Annotated in this window: 12 protein-coding genes and 1 riboswitch; of the genes, 10 read left to right on the top strand and 2 right to left on the bottom strand. The window is 71.1% G+C overall.

What is annotated here, in order from left to right; translation table 11 throughout:
• The first annotated feature begins 319 nt into the window (after window positions 1–319).
• From KVA01_RS04715 to KVA01_RS04705, 3 genes are all read left to right on the top strand, one after another.
• Window positions 320–1,996 carry an amidohydrolase gene (locus tag KVA01_RS04715; protein ID WP_068471142.1) on the top strand — a complete coding sequence of 559 codons (1,677 nt, stop codon included), beginning with the start codon at window positions 320–322 and terminating at the stop codon, window positions 1,994–1,996.
• Between the two features lie 83 nt (window positions 1,997–2,079).
• Entirely contained in the window at window positions 2,080–3,726 is a 1,647-nt protein-coding gene (locus KVA01_RS04710; RefSeq protein ID WP_141269123.1) for a thiamine pyrophosphate-dependent enzyme, read from the top strand.
• A gap of 124 nt (window positions 3,727–3,850) precedes the next feature.
• Window positions 3,851–5,479, top strand: coding sequence for an amidohydrolase (locus KVA01_RS04705; RefSeq protein WP_068471073.1), 1,629 nt, complete (start codon window positions 3,851–3,853; stop codon window positions 5,477–5,479).
• Window positions 5,480–5,574: 95 nt separating this feature from the next.
• Here the strand turns inward: KVA01_RS04705 and KVA01_RS04700 are convergent, their stop codons facing one another.
• A complete protein-coding gene (locus tag KVA01_RS04700) occupies window positions 5,575–6,954 on the bottom strand; it encodes an NAD-dependent succinate-semialdehyde dehydrogenase (RefSeq protein WP_068471071.1) in 1,380 nt (459 codons plus the stop codon).
• A gap of 308 nt (window positions 6,955–7,262) precedes the next feature.
• On the opposite strand from KVA01_RS04700, the gene KVA01_RS04695 reads away from it, so the two are divergent.
• The 7 genes from KVA01_RS04695 to KVA01_RS04665 all read left to right on the top strand — a co-directional run bounded on the left by KVA01_RS04695 (window position 7,263) and on the right by KVA01_RS04665 (window position 16,733).
• On the top strand, window positions 7,263–8,738 hold the full coding sequence (locus KVA01_RS04695; RefSeq protein ID WP_068471068.1) for an NAD-dependent succinate-semialdehyde dehydrogenase: 1,476 nt from the start codon (window positions 7,263–7,265) through the stop codon (window positions 8,736–8,738).
• Between the two features lie 44 nt (window positions 8,739–8,782).
• Window positions 8,783–10,126: a 4-aminobutyrate--2-oxoglutarate transaminase gene (gene gabT / locus KVA01_RS04690; protein WP_141269121.1), complete on the top strand. Its 1,344-nt coding sequence runs from the start codon at window positions 8,783–8,785 to the stop codon at window positions 10,124–10,126.
• A gap of 317 nt (window positions 10,127–10,443) precedes the next feature.
• On the top strand, window positions 10,444–11,919 hold the full coding sequence (locus tag KVA01_RS04685) for an amino acid permease (protein WP_068471064.1): 1,476 nt from the start codon (window positions 10,444–10,446) through the stop codon (window positions 11,917–11,919).
• A gap of 37 nt (window positions 11,920–11,956) precedes the next feature.
• Window positions 11,957–13,513, top strand: a complete 1,557-nt coding sequence (locus KVA01_RS04680) for an amidase (RefSeq protein WP_068471062.1) — start codon at window positions 11,957–11,959, stop codon at window positions 13,511–13,513.
• A gap of 196 nt (window positions 13,514–13,709) precedes the next feature.
• Window positions 13,710–15,344 carry a phosphoglucomutase (alpha-D-glucose-1,6-bisphosphate-dependent) gene (gene pgm / locus KVA01_RS04675; RefSeq protein ID WP_068471061.1) on the top strand — a complete coding sequence of 545 codons (1,635 nt, stop codon included), beginning with the start codon at window positions 13,710–13,712 and terminating at the stop codon, window positions 15,342–15,344.
• A gap of 243 nt (window positions 15,345–15,587) precedes the next feature.
• Window positions 15,588–15,704: riboswitch (SAM riboswitch) on the top strand.
• A gap of 11 nt (window positions 15,705–15,715) precedes the next feature.
• Complete coding sequence (locus KVA01_RS04670; protein ID WP_141269119.1) at window positions 15,716–16,126, top strand: hypothetical protein; 411 nt, start codon at window positions 15,716–15,718, stop codon at window positions 16,124–16,126.
• 205 nt (window positions 16,127–16,331) lie between these two features.
• A complete protein-coding gene (locus KVA01_RS04665) occupies window positions 16,332–16,733 on the top strand; it encodes a YrhK family protein (RefSeq protein ID WP_307723014.1) in 402 nt (133 codons plus the stop codon).
• A gap of 34 nt (window positions 16,734–16,767) precedes the next feature.
• On the opposite strand, the gene KVA01_RS04660 is transcribed toward KVA01_RS04665, so the two are convergent.
• Window positions 16,768–18,306: an LTA synthase family protein gene (locus tag KVA01_RS04660; protein WP_068471056.1), complete on the bottom strand. Its 1,539-nt coding sequence runs from the start codon at window positions 18,304–18,306 to the stop codon at window positions 16,768–16,770.
• Window positions 18,307–18,555 lie beyond the last annotated feature (249 nt).

The following is an 18,555-nucleotide window of genomic DNA, read 5'->3' as shown; positions in this document are numbered from 1 at the left end:
GTGTTCTCCTGCTGTGCGAGGTGGGGCACATCCGTGCGAGAGGCCAGTGGCCCGTCCACACCCCGGGGCGGGGGTAGTCGCCGCGCGGGGGCGACCCCGGTTTGCGTCAGCCCCTCCCGGACGCGGGCCGGGGGCCGCGCGTGGTCACCGGTCACGGTCGGTCGCTGCCGGGTCACGGCCCGTCATGGCCCGTGACGTCGCGTGACACGGGGCACACCCGCGCGAGACGATGGGCGGACTCGCCCGCTCGCCCGAGCACGACGTCGTGCCCGGAACCCGGTGCGCGGACCACGCACACGACCCCGAGGACGGCACCACCATGGCACTCGACGTGATCTTCACGAACGGCTCCATCCACACGCAGGACCCCGGGCACCCCCTGGTGCACGCGCTGGGGGTGCACGGCGGCAGGATCGTGAGCGTGGACGAGCAGCTGCCCCGTGAGGCCTTCGACCGAGTGGTGAACCTGCGCGGCGCCACGGTGGTCCCGGGCTTCCACGACGCGCACTGCCACCTGAGTCTGCTCGGCGAGGCGCTCGTGCAGGTGGACGTGAGCCCGCGAGCTGCGCCCACCATGGCGGAGCTGCTGGAGCGGATCGGCGCGGCCGCGCGAGACTCCGAGCCGGGCGAGTGGGTCATGGGCCAGGGCTACGACCAGAACTACCTGGACGGCCACCACCCGCTGGCTGTGGAGCTGGACGCCGTGGCCCCGCTGAACCCTGTGTGGCTGTGGCACAACTCGCGCCACATGGCGGTAGCGAACTCGGCCGCCTTCGCGGTGGCCGGCTACCCGGGGCGCGCCGGCTTCACCGTCCCGGAGGGCGGCCGCGTCCCGCTGGACGACGACGGCTCGGCACAGGGCCTGCTCGAGGAGACCGCCCGCGCGCTGGTCTCGGACCACCTCCCGGCCAAGACCACGCGCGTGGTGGCCGAGCAGATCGGGGCCGCGGGCGACGTCGCCGTGGCCGCGGGAATCACGTCCATCACCGAACCGGGGCTCGGGGCCCCCGCGCACCTGGGCCAGTCCCCCACGGACATCGCCGCCTACCAGCTCGCCCGGGACGAGGGGCTGCTGCGCGTGCGCGCCACGCTGATGCCCTACCTCACCACGCTGCACCCGATCGACCCGACCGGGTGCACGGTGGCCCAGCCCTACCCCCTGGAGGGCCAGGGCTTCGGACTGGACCTCGGCATCCGCTCCGGACTGGGGGACGAGTGGCTGCGCATCGGCGCCGTCAAGGTGCTCTCGGACGGCTCGCTGATCGGGCGCTCCGCGCTGATGACCGAGGGCTACGTGCCGGAGGAGGGGCAGGACGCCGAGAACGTGGGCTACCTGCAGTTCCCCCGGGAGTGGCTGGAGCAGCGGCTGGTCGCCGCCCACGAGAACGGCTGGCAGCTCGCCGTGCACGCGATCGGCGACGGCGCCGTGGACGTGGTCCTCGACATCCTCGAGGAGGCGCAGCGCCGCTTCCCGCGCGAGGACGCCCGGCACCGCATCGAGCACTTCGGCGTGGCCAGCGACGAGCAGGTGGCCCGGGCGGCGTCGCTCGGAGTGGTCCCGGTGCCGCAGGGGCGCTTCGTCAACGAGCTCGGGGACGGCATGGCCCGCGCCCTCGGCGAGCGCCGCACCCGGTTCTGCTACCGCATGAAGTCCCTCGTGGACGCCGGGATGGTCGTGCCCGCCTCCACGGACGCGCCCATCGTGGACTACCCGCCGCTGAGCAACATCCACGACATGGTCAACCGGCTCACCGCGTCCGGCGCACCCTTCGTGCCCGAGGAGCGCATCTCGGTGGACGAGGCCGTGCACGCCTACACGGTCGCCAGCGCCCAGGCCTCGCACCAGGAGGACGAGAAGGGCTCGCTGACCCCCGGCAAGCTCGCGGACTTCGTGGTGCTCTCCGAGGACATCTACACGGTGGACCCCACGACCATCCGGGACATCGGGATCACCGCCACGGTGATCGGCGGCGAGGTGGTCCACGGCCGCGTGTGACCGCGCCGCCCGGCGGGTAGGCTCGCGGGATCAGCGCCACGTGTGGCCCGGGTCACCCCCGGGCCGGTCAGACAGGAGACCTCATGACCGAGCAGTCCGCCGGCCACCTCATCGTCCGCTCCCTGGAGGCCCACGGGGTGGAACGGGTCTTCACCGTCCCCGGGGAGAGCTACCTGGACGTGCTGGACGGGCTCTACGACTCGGACGTGCAGAACGTGGTGTGCCGCCAGGAGGGCGGTGTGACCTACATGGCGGAGGCGTACGGCAAGCTCACGGGCCGACCGGGCGTGGCCATGGTGACCCGGGGGCCGGGCGCTTCCAACGCGTTCGTGGGCGTGCACCTGGCCTGGCAGGACTCCACTCCCCTGGTGCTCTTCGTGGGCCTGGTGCCCGTGGCGCACCGTGAGCGGGAGGCGTTCCAGGAGTTCGACCCGCACCAGTGGTTCGGCACGCAGGCCAAGCGCGTCATGGTCCTGGACGACCCGGACCGGGCCTCCGAGTACGTGGCGCAGGCGTTCTTCGCGGCCCGCTCCGGCCGCCCCGGCCCCGTGGTGGTGGGCCTGCCGGAGGACGTCATCACGCGGCTCACAGAGGCGCCCGTGGTGGCGCCGATCCCGGTGACGGACGGCGCCGTGGGCGCGGAGGACCTCGAGGACCTGCGCGCTGCGCTGGAGGGGGCGTCCCGCCCCGCGATCCTCGTGGGCGGCCCGCGCTGGACGCCGGCGGCGGCCGAACAGGTCACCGCCTTCGCCGAGCGCCACGGGATCCCCGTGGTCTCGGACTGGCGCGCGGCGGACCGCGTGCCGGGCACCTCCCCCGTCAACGCGGGCGAGACCGGCTACGGCCGCAGCAGGGGGACCGTGGACGTCCTGGAGAACGCGGACGTGCTGCTGGTGATCGGCGGGACTCTCTCGGACATCCCCACGGACGGTTTCACGGTGCGCCAGGACCCCGCCGCCGTGAACTGGCTCGTGAACATCGACCCCTCGCTGCGCCAGCACTCCGGGGCGGTGACCCGGCAGGTGCTCGCCTCTCCCGTGGCGTTCGGCCGCGCCCTGGCGCAGCTGGAGCTCGGGGCGCACCCGGACTGGTCAGCGTGGCTGGAGGCGCCCGTGGCCGCCCGCCGCAAGCGCTTCGAGATCCCGGCCACCGCGGGGAACAACGTCGCCGGCACCGCGGACATGGAGCTCGTGATGAAGGCTCTGATCCCCCACCTGCCCGCGGACACGGCCGTGGTCTACGGCTCCGGCAACCACACCGCGTGGGCGAACACGTACCTGCCCACCGGCCCGTTCCCCTCGCAGCTCTCGGTGCGCAACGGCACCATGGGCTACTCGGTGCCCGGCGCGGTCTCCGTGTCCCTGCAGCAGCCGGAACGCTTCGTGCTCTCGGTCTCCGGGGACGGCGAGTTCCTCATGAACTCCCAGGAGCTCGCGACCGCCCGGCAGTACGGTGCTCACCCGCTGATCCTCGTGGTGGACAACGGCCAGTACGGCACCATCCGCGCCCACCAGGAGAACCACTACCCGGGCAGGGTCTCCGGCACGCAGCTGTCCAACCCGGACTTCGCGACCGTGGCCCGCGGCTACGGGGCCTTCGGGGCGCGGCTCGAGCGCAACGAGGACATCGAGTCCGTGCTCGCCGAGGCCGTCCGCGCGGTCACCGAGGACCGCATTCCGGCCGTGGTGCACGTGGTCGCGGACCCCGCGAAGCTGCTGCCGGGCATGTAGCCGTCCTCGCAACGGAAGTGACCCGCGGCCCGCCGGCCCGCCGCCGCGGCGTCGTAGGGTGGTGCGTGACGATCTGCGGCTGCCGGGGCCCCACCGTGCCCGGCGCACCACGAGGAGTTCCGCCATGCACCGCCTGTTCCACAACGCCACGGTCCACGCCATGAACCCGGCCACCGGCTGGACCCCGCAGGGGCGGTGGCACTCCCACGAGATGCCCCACCCCAACACGATCCTCACCTCCGAGGACCGGATCGTGGCGGTCGGCGACTACCGGGAGCTGCGGGACCTCGCGCCGCTCGGCACGGAGCGCACCGACCTGGGCGGGACATATGTCCTGCCGGGCATGGGTGACGGGCACATCCACTCCGCCATGTACTCGCGCTCGCTGATCGAGCCGGACATGCGCCACTGCACCACCCTGGACGAGGCCATGGCCGTGCTGCGGCCCTTCGTGGAGCAGGCCCGGGCGGATCCCACCGTGACCTGGATCTTCGGCGGGCAGTGGAACATCAACGCGTGGACCACCCCCGAGCGCCCTGACCGCCGCGTGCTGGACTCGGTGGCCCCGGACATCCCCGTGGCCCTGAGCTCCCTGGACCTGCACACCCTGTGGCTGAACTCCCGCGCGCTGCAGGAGCTCGGCCTGGACCGCACCGTGAAGGACCCGGACGGCGGGGAGTTCGAGCGGGACGAGCACGGCGAGCTGACCGGAGTGCTTAAAGAGGCCGCGGCCATCCCCATCCGGGACGGGCTCATGCAGTCGGACGTCTCCGGGAGCATCGACTCCTACCTGCCGCTCGGCCAGCGCGAGCTGCTCAAGCGCGGCATCACCTCCATCCACGACATCGACGGCGTGGACTGCCTCAACGCCTACCGCAAGCTGCACGAGCGCGGGGACCTGGACATCCGCGTGCACAAGATCCTGCGGCAGGAGCAGATCCAGGACTTCATCCAGCGCGGGATCCGCACGCACTCCGGGGACGAGTGGATCTCCATGGGCCCTCTCAAGCTCTTCGCGGACGGCGCCCTGGGCTCCCACACGTGCCACATGTCCCAGGCGTGGCCGGGCACCCACGACCACGGCATGGCGGTCATGGAGCCCGAGGAGCTGGAGCACTGGATCCGCACGGCGGCCTCGGCCGGGATCGCCGCGGCGGTGCACGCCATCGGGGACCAGGCCGCCACCGAGGCGCTGGACGCGATCGCCCGCAGCCAGTCCATGGCCCGCGCGTTCGGACTGCGGCACCGGATCGAGCACGCCCAGTACCTCAAGCCCGGCGACGTCCCCCGGCTGCGGGAGCTCGGGGTCACCGCCTCCATGCAGCCCATGCACTGCACCACGGACATCCCCCTCAACGGGTTCCTGGAGGACCGCGACCTCGTGGCCTACGGGTGGAACACCCTGCGCGAGGCGGACGTGGAGACCGTCTTCGGCTCGGACGCCCCGGTGGAGGACCCCAACCCGTTCCACGGCATCCACGCCGCGATCACCCGCACCCGGGACGGTCTCCCCGTGGGCGGGTGGCAGCCGCACGAGACGGTCCCCCGGGCGGACGCGGTGCGCTGCTACACGCACGCCGTGGCCCGCGCCTCCTACGAGGAGAACCTCAAGGGCTGCCTGGCCCCCGGGATGCTCGCGGACTTCGTGAGCGTGGACCGGGACGTCTTCGCCGAGGACGCGGAGGCCGTGCGGGACACCGTGGTGGAGGCCACCGTGGTGGGCGCCCAGATCCGCTACCAGCGCGAGGACTGACGCCGCCGCGGGGGCGGCGTCCTGTCCGGGCACGACGCCGCCCCCGTACCTCGGGAGGTGCGGGGGCGGCGGTCACGGCGCGGCGAGCGCGGTGGCTACTTCTTCTTGGCCGTGTGGATCAGCTTCTTGTTGGCGAACTCCTCGATGCCGAACGGGCCCAGCTCGCGGCCCACACCGGAGCGCTTGACGCCGCCGAAGGGCAGGTCAGGGGCCGTGGTGGCCGGGGAGTTGACGAAGACCATGCCGGAGTCCACGCGCTGCGCGATCTCCGTGGCGGCGTCCTCGTCCGCGCCGAACACGGCACCGCCCAGGCCGAAGGACGAGGAGTTGGCGAGCTCCACGGCCTCGTCCGCGTCCTTGACCTTGTAGACCACGGCCACGGGGCCGAAGATCTCCTCCGCGTAGGCGCGCATCTCCGGGGTGACGTCCGCGAGCACGGTGGGCTCCATCCAGGCGCCGGGCTGATCGAGCTTCTTGCCGCCCGCCAGGACGGTGGCACCCTTGTCCACGGCGTCCTGGACCTGCTCCATGATCTCGTCACGGGCGCCCACGGAGCTCAGCGGCCCCACGTAGGTCTTCTCGTTCGTGGGATCGCCCGGGGCGAGGCCACGGACGGCCTGCGCGAAGTTCTCCAGGAAGGAGTCGTAGGCCTCCTCCAGCACGATGAAGCGCTTGGAGTTGGTGCACGCCTGGCCGCTGTTGCCCATGCGACCGGCCACCGCGTTCTTGACGGTGCGCTCCAGGTTCTGGTCGTCCAGCACGATGAACGGGTCCGAGCCGCCCAGCTCCAGCACGACCTTCTTGAGGTTCTTGCCGGCGGTGGCCGCCACGGAGGCGCCCGCGCGCTCGGAGCCGGTCAGGGAGACGCCCTGCACGGCGGGGTCCGGGATCACGATCTCCGCGATCTGGTCGCTCGAGGCGAAGAGGTTGATGTAGACGTCCTCAGGGAAGCCCGCGTCCCGGAAGAGCTGCTCCTGCACGAGCGCGGACTGCGGCACGCTGCCGGCGTGCTTGAGCAGGATCGTGTTGCCCAGCATCACGTTCGGGGCCGCGAAACGGGCCACCTGGTAGTACGGGAAGTTCCACGGCATGATCCCGAGCAGCACGCCCGTGGAGTCCAGGACCACGCGTGCCTCGCCCCCGGTGGACGGGGTGAGGGCACGGCCCTTCATGAACTCCTCCGCGTTGTCCGCGTAGTAGTCGTAGATCGAGGCCACGAGCTGCACCTCGCCGACGGCCTGCTTGGCGGGCTTGCCCATCTCCAGCGTGATCAGCGCGGCCAGCTCGTCCTGCCGCTCGCGGTAGAGCTCGGCCATCCTGTGCATCAGCGCGGCGCGCTCGGTCACGGGCACGTTGCGCCAGCTCTTGTACTCCTGGGCGGAGCGGGCCACGGCGTCGCGCACCTCCTGGTCCGAGGCGGTCTCGAATTCCTTGACGGTTTCACCCGTTGCCGGGTTGATCGTTGCGTAAGCCATGCCTTCAGGATAAGGCGCGTCACACGCGGCCGGCAGAGGGGTTCGCCCTCGGCGAGAGGGACGGCCGCCCGGGCTCCCGCCCCGCGGCGGTTCCGACGACGCCGCCCCGCCGCCTCGGGGCTGCCGGGCGCGCGAGCCGCGCGGCGGCGTCGTCGCCCCCTCGGGGCCGCGCGTGCACGGAAGTCACGGAGCGACCGAGACCTGTGTGCGCCGTGCCCACGGGCATACGATGGACCAAAACCACTGTGCTCTCGATGCACGAGACTGCACGCCGTCACTGCGGTGTGCAGTCCCAGAAAGGAACAGGAGTGAGCATCAAAGACAAGGTGTCGGAGGTCCTCGAGGCGACCCCCAAGGGTCTGCTGATCAACGGCGAGTGGCGGGACGCCTCGGACGGCGGCACGTTCGACGTCGAGAACCCGGCGACCGGCGAGGTGCTCGCCACGCTTGCCTCGGCGACCGAGGACGACTCCCGCGCGGCCATGGACGCCGCCGCGGACGCCCAGGAGTCGTGGGCCCGCACGAGCACCCGCGAGCGCTCGGACATCCTGCGCCGCGCCTTCGACCTCGTGCAGGAGCACAAGGACGACCTCGCCCTGCTGATGACGCTCGAGATGGGCAAGCCCTTCAAGGAGGCCCAGGGAGAGGTTGTCTACGGCGGCGAGTTCCTGCGCTGGTTCTCGGAGGAGGCCGTGCGCCACTACGGCCGCTACGCGAGCACCCCCGAGGGCAACCTCAAGATGATCGTGACCCACAAGCCCGTGGGCCCGTGCCTGCTGATCACCCCGTGGAATTTCCCGCTGGCCATGGCCACGCGCAAGGTCGCGCCCGCCGTGGCCGCCGGGTGCACCATGATCCTCAAGCCCGCGCGCCTGACCCCGCTGACCTCACAGTTCTTCGCGAAGCTCCTGGTCGAGGCCGGGCTGCCCGCGGGCGTGCTCAACGTGGTCTCCTCCGCGTCCGCGTCCAACGTGTCCGGGCCCATCATGGAGGACCCGCGCCTGCGCAAGGTTTCCTTCACGGGCTCCACCCCGGTGGGCAAGCAGCTCATGAAGACCGCCACGGACCACGTGCTGCGCACCTCCATGGAGCTGGGCGGCAACGGGCCGTTCATCGTCTTCGAGGACGCGGACCTGGACAAGGCCGTGGACGGCGCGATGGCCGCGAAGATGCGCAACATGGGCGAGGCCTGCACCGCGGCCAACCGCTTCCTGGTGCACGAGTCCGTGGCTGAGGAGTTCTCGCAGAAGTTCGCCGCAAAGCTCGCCGCGCTCAAGCCCGGCAACGGCCTGGACGAGGACTCGACCGTGGGCCCCCTGGTGGAGAAGAAGGCCCGCGACAGCGTGGCCGAGTTCGTGCAGGACGCCCTGGACAAGGGTGCCCGCGCGGTGGTGGGCGGCAAGGCCGTGGACGGCCCCGGCTACTTCTTCGAGCCCACCCTGCTCACCGGCGTGACCGAGGAGTGCCGCGTGTTCACCGAGGAGATCTTCGGTCCCGTGGCTCCCGTCATCACGTTCACGGACGAGGACGACGCCGTGCGCCTGGCCAACAAGACCGAGTACGGCCTGGCCTCTTACGTCTTCACGGAGGACATCTCCCGCGCGCTGCGCATCGGCGAACGCATCGAGTACGGCCTGCTGGGCCTGAACGTGGGCGTCATCTCCAACGCGGCCGCGCCGTTCGGCGGCGTGAAGGAGTCCGGCCTGGGCCGGGAGGGCGGCGCCGAGGGCATCGAGGAGTACACCACAATCCAGTACATGGGCCTGCCCTCTCCCTGGGCCTGATCCGCCCTCTCCGCACGAGCACCCTGCACGAAAGGAACACCCACATGGCAGACATCGAGTACCGGCTCCCTCAGAAGCGCGAGCTCAAGACCAGCATCCCCGGCCCCAAGTCCCAGGCGCTGACGGAACGCCGCAAGAAGGCCGTCTCGGCTGGCGTCGCCTCCTCCCTGCCCGTCTTCGCGGACGAGCTGGACGGCGGCGTGATCCGGGACGTGGACGGCAACCAGCTCGTGGACCTCGGCTCCGGCATCGCCGTGACCTCCGTGGGTGCCTCCGCACCCAAGGTGGTCTCGCGCGTGCAGGACGCCGTGGCCAAGTTCACGCACACGTGCTTCATGGTCACCCCGTACGAGGACTACGTGAGCGTGGGCGAGAAGATCGCCGAGCTGACCCCCGGCTCGTTCGAAAAGCGCACCGCGCTGTTCACCTCCGGCTCCGAAGCCGTGGAGAACGCCGTGAAGATCGCGCGGGTGCACACGAAGCGTCAGGCAGTGGTCGTCTTCGACCACGCCTACCACGGCCGCACGAACCTCACGATGGCCATGACCGCCAAGGTGATGCCCTACAAGCAGGGCTTCGGACCGTTCGCCAACGAGGTCTACCGCGTTCCCATGTCCTACCCGTTCCGGGCTCCGGAGGGCATGACGGGCGAGGAGGCCGCCCGCCGCGCGCTGGGCATCGTGGAGAAACAGGTGGGCGCGGAGAACGTGGCCGCCGTGGTCATTGAGCCCATACAGGGTGAGGGCGGCTTCATCGTCCCCGCCGAGGGCTTCCTGCCCGCGCTGTCCTCCTGGTGCCGGGACAACGGCGCCGTGTTCGTGGCGGACGAGGTGCAGGCCGGCGTGGCCCGCGCGGGCCGCTGGTTCGCGTCCGAGTACGAGGGCGTGGAGCCGGACCTGGTGACCTTCGCCAAGGGCATCGCCGGCGGCATGCCGCTGTCCGGCGTGGTGGGCCGTGCCGAGATCATGGACGCCGTGCACGGCGGTGGCCTGGGCGGCACCTACGGCGGCAACCCCGTGGCCTGCGCGGCCGCGCTGGGCGCCCTGGAGACCATCGAGGAGTGGGACCTCGTGGACCGCGCGCTCGAGATCGAGTCGATCATCAAGGAGGAGCTCGGCTCCCTCGCCGAGTCCTCCCCGATCGTGGGCGAGCTGCGCGGACGCGGCGCGATGATTGCGCTGGAGTTCGTGGAGCCCGGTTCCAAGGACCCGAACCCGGAGGCGGCCAAGCAGATCGCGGCCACCTGCCTCGAGAAGGGTGTAGCCATTCTGACCTGCGGCACCTACGGCAACATTGTGCGCCTGCTGCCCCCGCTGGTCATCGACTTCGACCTGTTGCGCGACGGCCTGCGCGTCTTCGCCAAGGCCATCGAGGATGCCGGCGCCTGATCCCGAGGATCTGACGCCACGCGTTCCACGAGGAGCGTCCCCAGCGGGCGGGCGGTGACCGGTTCTCCGGTTGCTGCCCGCCCGTTCGTCCTCCGCCCGCTCTTCCTCGGTTCCGACGACGACGCCGCGCCTTTGCTGCCTCGGCTCCGCAGCACGCAGTACGGGGATGTCGAGGCGCGGAGGCCGCGCACGAAACACCCCTGTCACACCGTCTGTGGTAGAACTCACCTGTCCCACCCGGAACCCGCCGCCCGCACTCAGCATCCGGCACCGGCCCGTTCCACCCTGCACCCGGCCCACGGCCGAAAGGAACTCTGATGAGCAACGACGGCGCACCGCACGGTGGCGCACCCTCCGGCAGCTCCACGGCCACTGCGGCCGGCGGAGACTCCCCCGAGATCACCCACAAGGCCCTGCGATCACGCCACGTCACCATGATCACGCTGGGCGGGATCATCGGCGCGAGCCTGTTCGTGGGCTCCGGCAACGTGATCCGCATGGTCGGACCGGCCGCAGTGCTGTCCTACCTGCTGGGCGGGCTGCTCGTGTTCCTGGCCATGCGGATGCTCGGCGAGATGGCCGCCGCCCGGCCGGCCGTGGGCTCCTTCATGGAGTACGCGCGCGTGGGCCTCGGGGAATGGGCCGGCTACTTCGTGGGATGGCTCTACTGGTACTTCTGGGTGGGTGTGATCGCGTTCGAGGCCGTGGTGGGTGGATCGCTGCTCGCGGGGTGGTTCCCAGCCATGCCCGTGTGGCTGGGCTCCGTGATCCTGCTGCTGATCTTCACGGGCACCAACCTGATCTCCGTGCGCTCGTTCGGGGAAGTGGAGTTCTGGCTCGCGAGCGTCAAGGTGGCGGTGATCGTCGCGTTCCTCGCCGTGGGAACCCTCTTCGCGTTCGGGCTGTGGCCCGGCGCCAGCTTCTCGATCCCCAACCTGTGGCAGCACGGCGGCTTCGCACCTGAGGGTGGCTGGGCCGTAGTCTCAGGCGTGGCCGTGGTGATCTTCTCCTACTTCGGCACGGAGATCGCCGTGATGGCCGCCGCGGAGTCAGAGGACCCCGCCAAGGGCATCCGCCAGGCCACCGTGACCGTGGTGTGGCGCATCCTGATCTTCTTCGTGGGCTCCATCCTGCTGATCGTGACCATCGTGCCGTGGAACCAGCTTCCGGACCCGGACGAGCAGGCACCGTTCGTGTACGTCTTCGACCTCTTCGGGGTGCCCGGCGCGGAGATGATCATGAGCATCGTCATCTTCACCGCAGTGTGCTCCGTGCTGAACTCCGGGCTGTATTCCGCAGCGCGCATGTTCTCCGCTCTCGCGGCGGAAGGACTGGCTCCGCGCATCGTGGCACGGAAGTCCAAGAACGGCGTTCCCGTGGTCGCCGTGATTGCCTCCACCCTGGGCGGCTATGCGGCGGTGTTCGTGAACTTCCTGGCCCCGGGGTCCGGGATCTTCGACTTCATCATGAACTCTGCGGGTCTCGTGGCTCTGTTTGTGTACGTGTTCGTGGCGATCACCCAGATGAAGCTGCGCTCGCGGATGAGCCCCGAGGAGCGCGCCAACCTCAAGCTGAAGATATGGCTGCACCCGTGGCTCGGCATCCTGGTGATCGTGGCCGTCGCGGGGATCGTGGTGGTCATGCTGGTCTCGGACGACGCGAGCCGCACCCAGGTGTGGACGAGCCTCGTGGCCGTCGGCGTGCTGGCCGTGTTCTGGCCGCTCGTGCGCCGCAACCTGCGACGCCGCCAGACACCCAGAGCCGCGGCTCCCGCCACGACGCCCACGGCCTGACCCACCACCGTCCACCGGCCGTGCACGAGAGGATCCCATGGAGCACTTCCCCACCCTGACCGAGACCGTGGCGGCGCTGCGCCGCGGTGAGACGACCAGCGAGGCGCTCACCTCGGACGCCCTGGACCGCATCGACGCGCTGAACGGGCATCTGGGGGCGTTCGTCCACGTGGCGCGGGATGCGGCACTGGCCAGCGCCCGCGCCGCGGACGAGAGGCTGTCCGCGGGCCAGCGCCCGGCCGACGCAGTCCGAGGCGGGACCGGCCGTGCCTCGGACGCCCCCGGTGGGTTGACCACCCTGCCCGCGCTGCTGGGGGTTCCCACCGCGCTCAAGGACGGGCACGACGTCGCCGGGATGCCCACCTCCTGGGGCAGCCTCGCATCGCGGGACGAGCACGGTGATCTGGCCCGCGCTCAGCGTTCCGACGAGCTCTCCGGGACGCTCGAGGCCGCCGGGGCCGTGATCCTGGGCAAGACGCAGGTGCCAGAGTTCCTGCTCAACAGCTATTCCGAGAACCGCATGTACCCGGCGGCACGCAACCCGTTCGCCCTGGACTGCTCCCCCGGTGGATCGTCCGGGGGTCAGGCCGCGGCGGTCGCGGCGGGGATCCTGCCGGGCGCGATCGGCTCGGACGGCGGTGGCTCCGTGCGCATCCCCGCCGCGGCGTGCGGTCTCATCGGGCTGAAGCCCAACCGCGGTCGGGTCCCCAGCAGCGACGCGCTCTCCAACGTGGGGCAGCTGGGCGTGAACGGGCCGATTGCCCGCACCGCTGAGGACGCCGCCCTGCTCATGGACGTGCTGTGCCGCACCCCCGGCCACGACCGGATCCCGCGGCCCGTGGCGGCAGCACCTGAGAACTCCTTCCGCGACGTCGTCCGCGCCGCCCACCGCGGAGACACGCTCTGGGGCGAGCGGCCCCTGCGGATCGGCGTGACCACGCAGTCCCCGTTCGACGGCACCTACGACGTGCAGGTCTCCCCCGAGGCGCGCACCGCCCTGGAGCGGGGCGTGCGGCAGCTCGAGGATCTCGGGCACACGGTGGAGGCCGTGGACCTCGGATTCGATCCCGCCTACCCCGAGGCTTTTTCCGCCCTGTGGACCACCGCCACGGGCCAGCTGCCCCTGGACGGCCGGGAGCACCTGCTCACCGGACTCGCGCGCACGTTCCGCGCCCGCTCCCTGCAGCGAGGGGCCGTGGAGCTCGCGGACGCCGTGGCCGTGCTGCGCGGCATCGAGGCGGACGTGATCCGGCGGTTCGCGGACCTGGACATGGTCCTGACGCCCGCGCTGGCCATGCCGCCCCGGCCCGTGGGGTGGTTCCACGAGGGGTACGACATCGCGGACCCCGCTGGGGCGGACCAGGACTACGAGCGTCAGTGCCAGTACACGCCGTGGACGTCCGTGGTGAACGTGGTGGGACTGCCTGCCATCACGTACCCCACCACGTGGGCCGTTCCCGCCACGGGCGACTACCCGGGCCCCGTGCCCATGGGCGTCCAGCTGATCGGCGGACCGTCCTCGGAGGCCCGGCTGCTCGCGCTCGTCGCCCAGCTGGACCCGGCGACGACGCCGCGCGCGCACCTCGTCGCCTGACCCGCCGTCTCGCCGCGCCCCCTCCCCCGGACCGCAGTGCCCGATTCCGCGGGACGGCCACGTGCCGCCGTCGAGTCCCCGTGACCGTGACGAAGGCATCCCACCCGCGCGGCGTCGCCATCCCTGGCAGGATCCGGCACGCACGGAACTGGATGTGCCGCCTGACGGGACGCGGATTCGGGACTAGGTTGGTGACATGACCAACCGTGCGGGCACCGTCGCCCAACCCAGTGACCTCGTGGACATCGACCAGCTCCTGGCCGCGTACTTCGACCGCGTACCGGACGCGGACGATCCTGACCAGCGCGTGGTGTTCGGCACCTCCGGGCACCGCGGGTCCTCACTGAAGACCTCGTTCAACGAGAACCACATTGCGGCGATCACCCAGGCGATCGTGGAGTACCGCACGGCGCAGGGCATCACCGGCCCCCTGTTCATGGGTAAGGACACGCACGCGCTGTCCGGACCCGCGCAGGACACCGCGCTGCAGGTGCTCGCGGCCAACGGCGTGCGCACCCTGCTGGACTCCCGGGACGGCTTCACGCCCACCCCGGCGCTGTCCCACGCAATCCTCACGTACAACGCCTCCGAGCACGAGGACCGCGCGGATGGCATCGTGATCACCCCGTCCCACAACCCGCCCACGGACGGCGGCTTCAAGTACAACCCCCCGCACGGCGGTCCCGCGGACACGGACGCCACCGAGTGGATCGCGAACCGCGCCAACGACCTCATCGCGGCGGGCCTCGATGGCGTGGAGCGGGTGCCCCTAAAGGAGGCCGCCGCCGCGGAGACCACCGGGACCTTCGACTTCCTGGACAGCTACGTGTCCGCGCTGCCGCAGATCATCGACCTCGACGCCATCCGGGAGTCCGGGCTGCACATCGGCGCGGACCCCATGGGTTCCGCCTCGGTCGCGTACTGGGAGGAGATCGGCCGGCGCTTCGGGCTGAACCTCGACGTCGTGAACCCCACCGTGGACCCGCAGTGGGCGTTCATGACCCTGGACTGGGACGAGAAGATCCGCATGGACTGCTCCTCCCCGTTCGCCATGGCATCCCTGATCGGTAACAGAGACCGCTACGACATCGCCACGGGCAACGACGCCGACAGCGACCGCCACGGCATCGTCACCCCGGACGCCGGGCTCATGAACCCCAACCACTACCTCGCCGTGGCCATCGACTACCTCTACCGCAACCGCGAGGGCTGGCGGGCGGACGCCGGGGTGGGCAAGACCCTGGTCTCCTCCTCGATCATCGACCGCGTGGCGAACTCCCTCGGACGCCGCCTGGACGAGGTGCCCGTGGGCTTCAAGTGGTTCGTGCCCGGCCTGCTGGACGGCTCCATCGGCTTCGGCGGCGAGGAATCCGCCGGCGCCTCGTTCCTGCGCAAGGACGGCTCCGTGTGGACCACGGACAAGGACGGCATCATCATGGCGCTGCTCGCGGCGGAGATCACCGCGCGCACCGGCAAGACGCCCTCCCAGCGCCACCGTGAGCTCACCGAGCAGTTCGGCGATCCCGTGTACCAGCGCATCGACGCACCGGCCACCCGGGAGCAGAAGGCGGCGCTGAAGCAGCTGTCCCCCGAGCAGGTCACCGCGGACACTCTCGCCGGTGAACCCATTACCGCCAAGCTCACCCGGGCCCCGGGCAACGACGCACCCCTCGGCGGGCTCAAGGTCACCACGGAGAACGCGTGGTTCGCCGCGCGCCCGTCCGGCACCGAGGACGTCTACAAGATCTACGCGGAGTCCTTCAAGGGCGAGGAGCACCTGAAGCAGGTCCAGCAGGAGGCCAAGGCGCTCGTGGACTCGGTCATCGGCTGAGCCGTCCGGGCCACGCCCTTGCTGGTGTGGCTCGCGGTGACCCAGGGGTCGTCGCGCGGTGCGGGAGCGTTCCCGCGCCGCGCGGCGGCCCCTTTGCGCTACGCCGTCGCCCGACGACGACGCCGCGGCGCCCGCCTGCCCGTTGCCCGTTGCCCGTGCGGCACCTGCCGCTCGCCCTGCCTGACGGCCACCTCCCCGCGCTGCCGTTTGTGCGTGTCTGAGCCCCGTGGTGTCCTGTTACCGGATCAAGAAGTCCGACCACTGAGCCCTCCGGCCGGTCGGCTGGCAACCGGTTGTTCGCACCCGGTGCCCCCGGAGGAAGATCTGCCGCGTGGCGACCGCCGCGCGGAAGACTGCGAAAGGGCACCGTCATGAGCTCGTCAGCTTTGACACCCACCCACCCCTGCACCCACGGTGGCGACAACCCCGCGTGCAGGAGCTACCACCCCGGGCACAACGTGCACTACATCCAGGCCCGGCTCGCCTCCGAGCACCGGGGCCGCTGGGTCCGGGTCCGGCTCGCCGCACCTCGCGGGAACACCGCGGTGGTCACCTTCCCGGACGGCACCTCGCGCACGTGGTGGTCCCACGATCCCGAGAGGTTGGACCTGTTCCACACCCTGAGCAGCGCCGGTGCGGCCGTGGCCTACGACCCTGGGGTCTCCCTCGCACTCGTGGAGAGCGGGGACGGCGCCCATCCGCTGCTGTACCCTGCGGACGTCACGGGCGAGCCGCCCGCCGCGCTCCATGCGGACTTCCTCGCGGAGTTCCCCGAGCGGTGATCCTGCCCACGGCCACAGGGGCCGGTGCGCCGCCCCCTGTGGCCGCCGAGGTGGCGGGGAAGCCCTGCTCACGGCTCCGGGTGCCGGTGTGCTGAGACCCCGGGGTCTTCTGTAGCGTGAACGGCCGGTGGGGTGTGCCGCGTGCGCACCCCACCGGCTGTTCACGGCGGTCGCACCGGACCGCCACCACCACGAAAGGACCCGCGTGACCCCCTCGTCCCACGACACGTCCAGCCCCCGAACCGTCGAGCCTGCGCAACGCACCTCCGGACCTGCCGCCGTCGACTCCGAGCCGTCGTCCCCGGCCCCGTCGGTGGCCCGGTCCCGCGCCGAGCGGCCCGTGGAGGTCCACGCCGGGCACCACGAGGTGGTCATCCGCGGCCGCTACGAGACGCTGTCGATCGCCAACGACATCCTGATCGGCCTGATCTTCCTGGCGGGATCGTTCCTGTTCTTCGGCGACGACTCCACGGTGTACGCGGGCACGTGGCTGTTCGTGGTGGGCAGCGTGCTCATGCTGATCCGCCCGTCCATCCGCATCACGCGCCACGTGCACCTGCAGCGGCTCGCCCCGGGCAGCTCCCCCGAGGCCGCACGGGACTTCTGAGCGGCGACCACCCGGCGTCGTCGTGCTCCGATCCTCAGCCCGTGGGCTCGGGCTGGTTCCACGCGCGGGCGTAGAAGCGCGGTGACAGGGAGGCCAGCAGCTCGCTGTAGTCGGCCGGATCGAGGCTCTGGGCCGCGCCCTCGGGAATGTCCTCGCGGCGCACCGAGACCCCCAGCCCGGCGCGGCCGTCGTGCGGGGGCAGTCCCGCGGCCTCGAGGAGCGTGGGGTACATGTCGAGCTGGTTGGAACCGGCCCGCAGCGTGGTGCCCGAGGTCTCGCCGGGGATCCAGATCCGGTTGAAGATCGAGCGGTCCGGGTTGTCGTCCAGCTGCTCGTGGAAGGCGTCCCCCGCGCTCATGTGCTTGAGGTGGTCGCCCATGATGACCACGGAGGTGTCCTGCAGGTACCCCCGGTCCTTCATGTGCTGCACGAAGCCCGCCACCTGGGCCATGGAGCACGCGAACACGGAGGTCACCTGGTTCTGGGTGTCCACAGAGCACGAGTCGTACACGTGCACGGGCTCGTGGGTGTCCAGTGTGAGCATGGAGAGGTTGAACGGCTGGCCGGTGCGCTGGGCCTCCGCTTGCAGACGATCCACCTCGTCCTTGGCGTGGGCCATGAGGCGCTCGTCGCTCAGGCCCCAGTCCCCGCGGAAGTTCTCCGCAGGCTCCCCCGCCGCGCGCCAGTCCTGCAGACCCTTGTCCTCGGTGTAGCCGTGCGTGCGCAGGAAAACGTCCTTGGCCGCGAAGGAGGAGTTGGCGCCACCCAGGAACACGTTCTTGTACCCGTGGTCCTGCAGGACGTCGCCCAGGCACGTGACGCCGCCCAGGTACTCGCCCATGCCGCCGCCGATGTCGTTCTCGCCGACGCCCGCCCCGGCGCCCTTGAGCGGGATGCCGCACTGCGTGGAGGCGAGACCGGCCATGGTCCAGCCACCGCCCTGGTACTGCTGGAAGTCGGAGACGCTGCTCCACCCCTGCTCGGACGTGGTGACGTCCTCCAGGGGCGCGAATGCGTTCTTCTCGAAGAGCTGGTCGTCCGCGAGCGTCTGCTCGCCGGACTCCAGGTAGATGACGACCACGTTGCGCCGCCCGGAGGCGTCCGTGACCGCCGGGTCCGCGTAGTACTCGCCGATGTCCGAGGAGGACTTCGCCGCCTTCACGTACTGCTTCAGCCCCACCGCGGACGCGAAGGTCGCCGAGCCGCCCAGCACCACCGCGGCCACCGCGAGCGCCGACGCCGAACGGGCCGTCACGCGGGCCCGGCGGGACAGCCGCGGGGCCGGGGAGCGACGTCGCCACAGGTGCAGGCCCACGGCCAGCGCCAGGGTGAGGACCACCGGCAGCACCCCGATCACCACGACCGCGACCCACACGATGGACCCGCCCCCGCCGTCCGTCTGCACGGACATCAGGTTCATCCGCATCTGCCCCACGGAGATGGGACCCCAGTAGTGGCGGATCACGCCGGCGGCCGCGAGCAGGACCAGCCCGGCCCAGATCAGCAGGTAGCTCGCACTCCTCGCGAGCAGCGCAAGGGCCCGCCGGATCGTGTGCACAGTCTGCCCGGACATGTCAGTACCTCGTGTTCCACATCAGAAGGGTGCTGGCCAGCACCGCGGACTCCGTCGACGTCTCAGGACGCGGGAGCGACGGTCCGTTCACCCGTTGTTCAAGGGTAGGACATTCCGCGGAAAGGTCGTGAGGCGGGGGCGGCGTGGTTCTTCCTGCCCTTCGCGAGGCGCGAGGTGGGGGCGGTGTGGGGGCGGTGTGGGGGCGAAACGGGTGAGGGTGGCGGCGTAGGCGCGGTGCCGGGTCGCGGG

The organism is Kocuria varians (genome assembly GCF_006539885.1).
In the GTDB taxonomy this organism is placed as follows: domain Bacteria; phylum Actinomycetota; class Actinomycetes; order Actinomycetales; family Micrococcaceae; genus Kocuria; species Kocuria varians.
The sequence above is the reverse complement of the archived record's forward strand: the minus strand, read 5'-3'. Positions and strand labels throughout refer to the sequence as shown.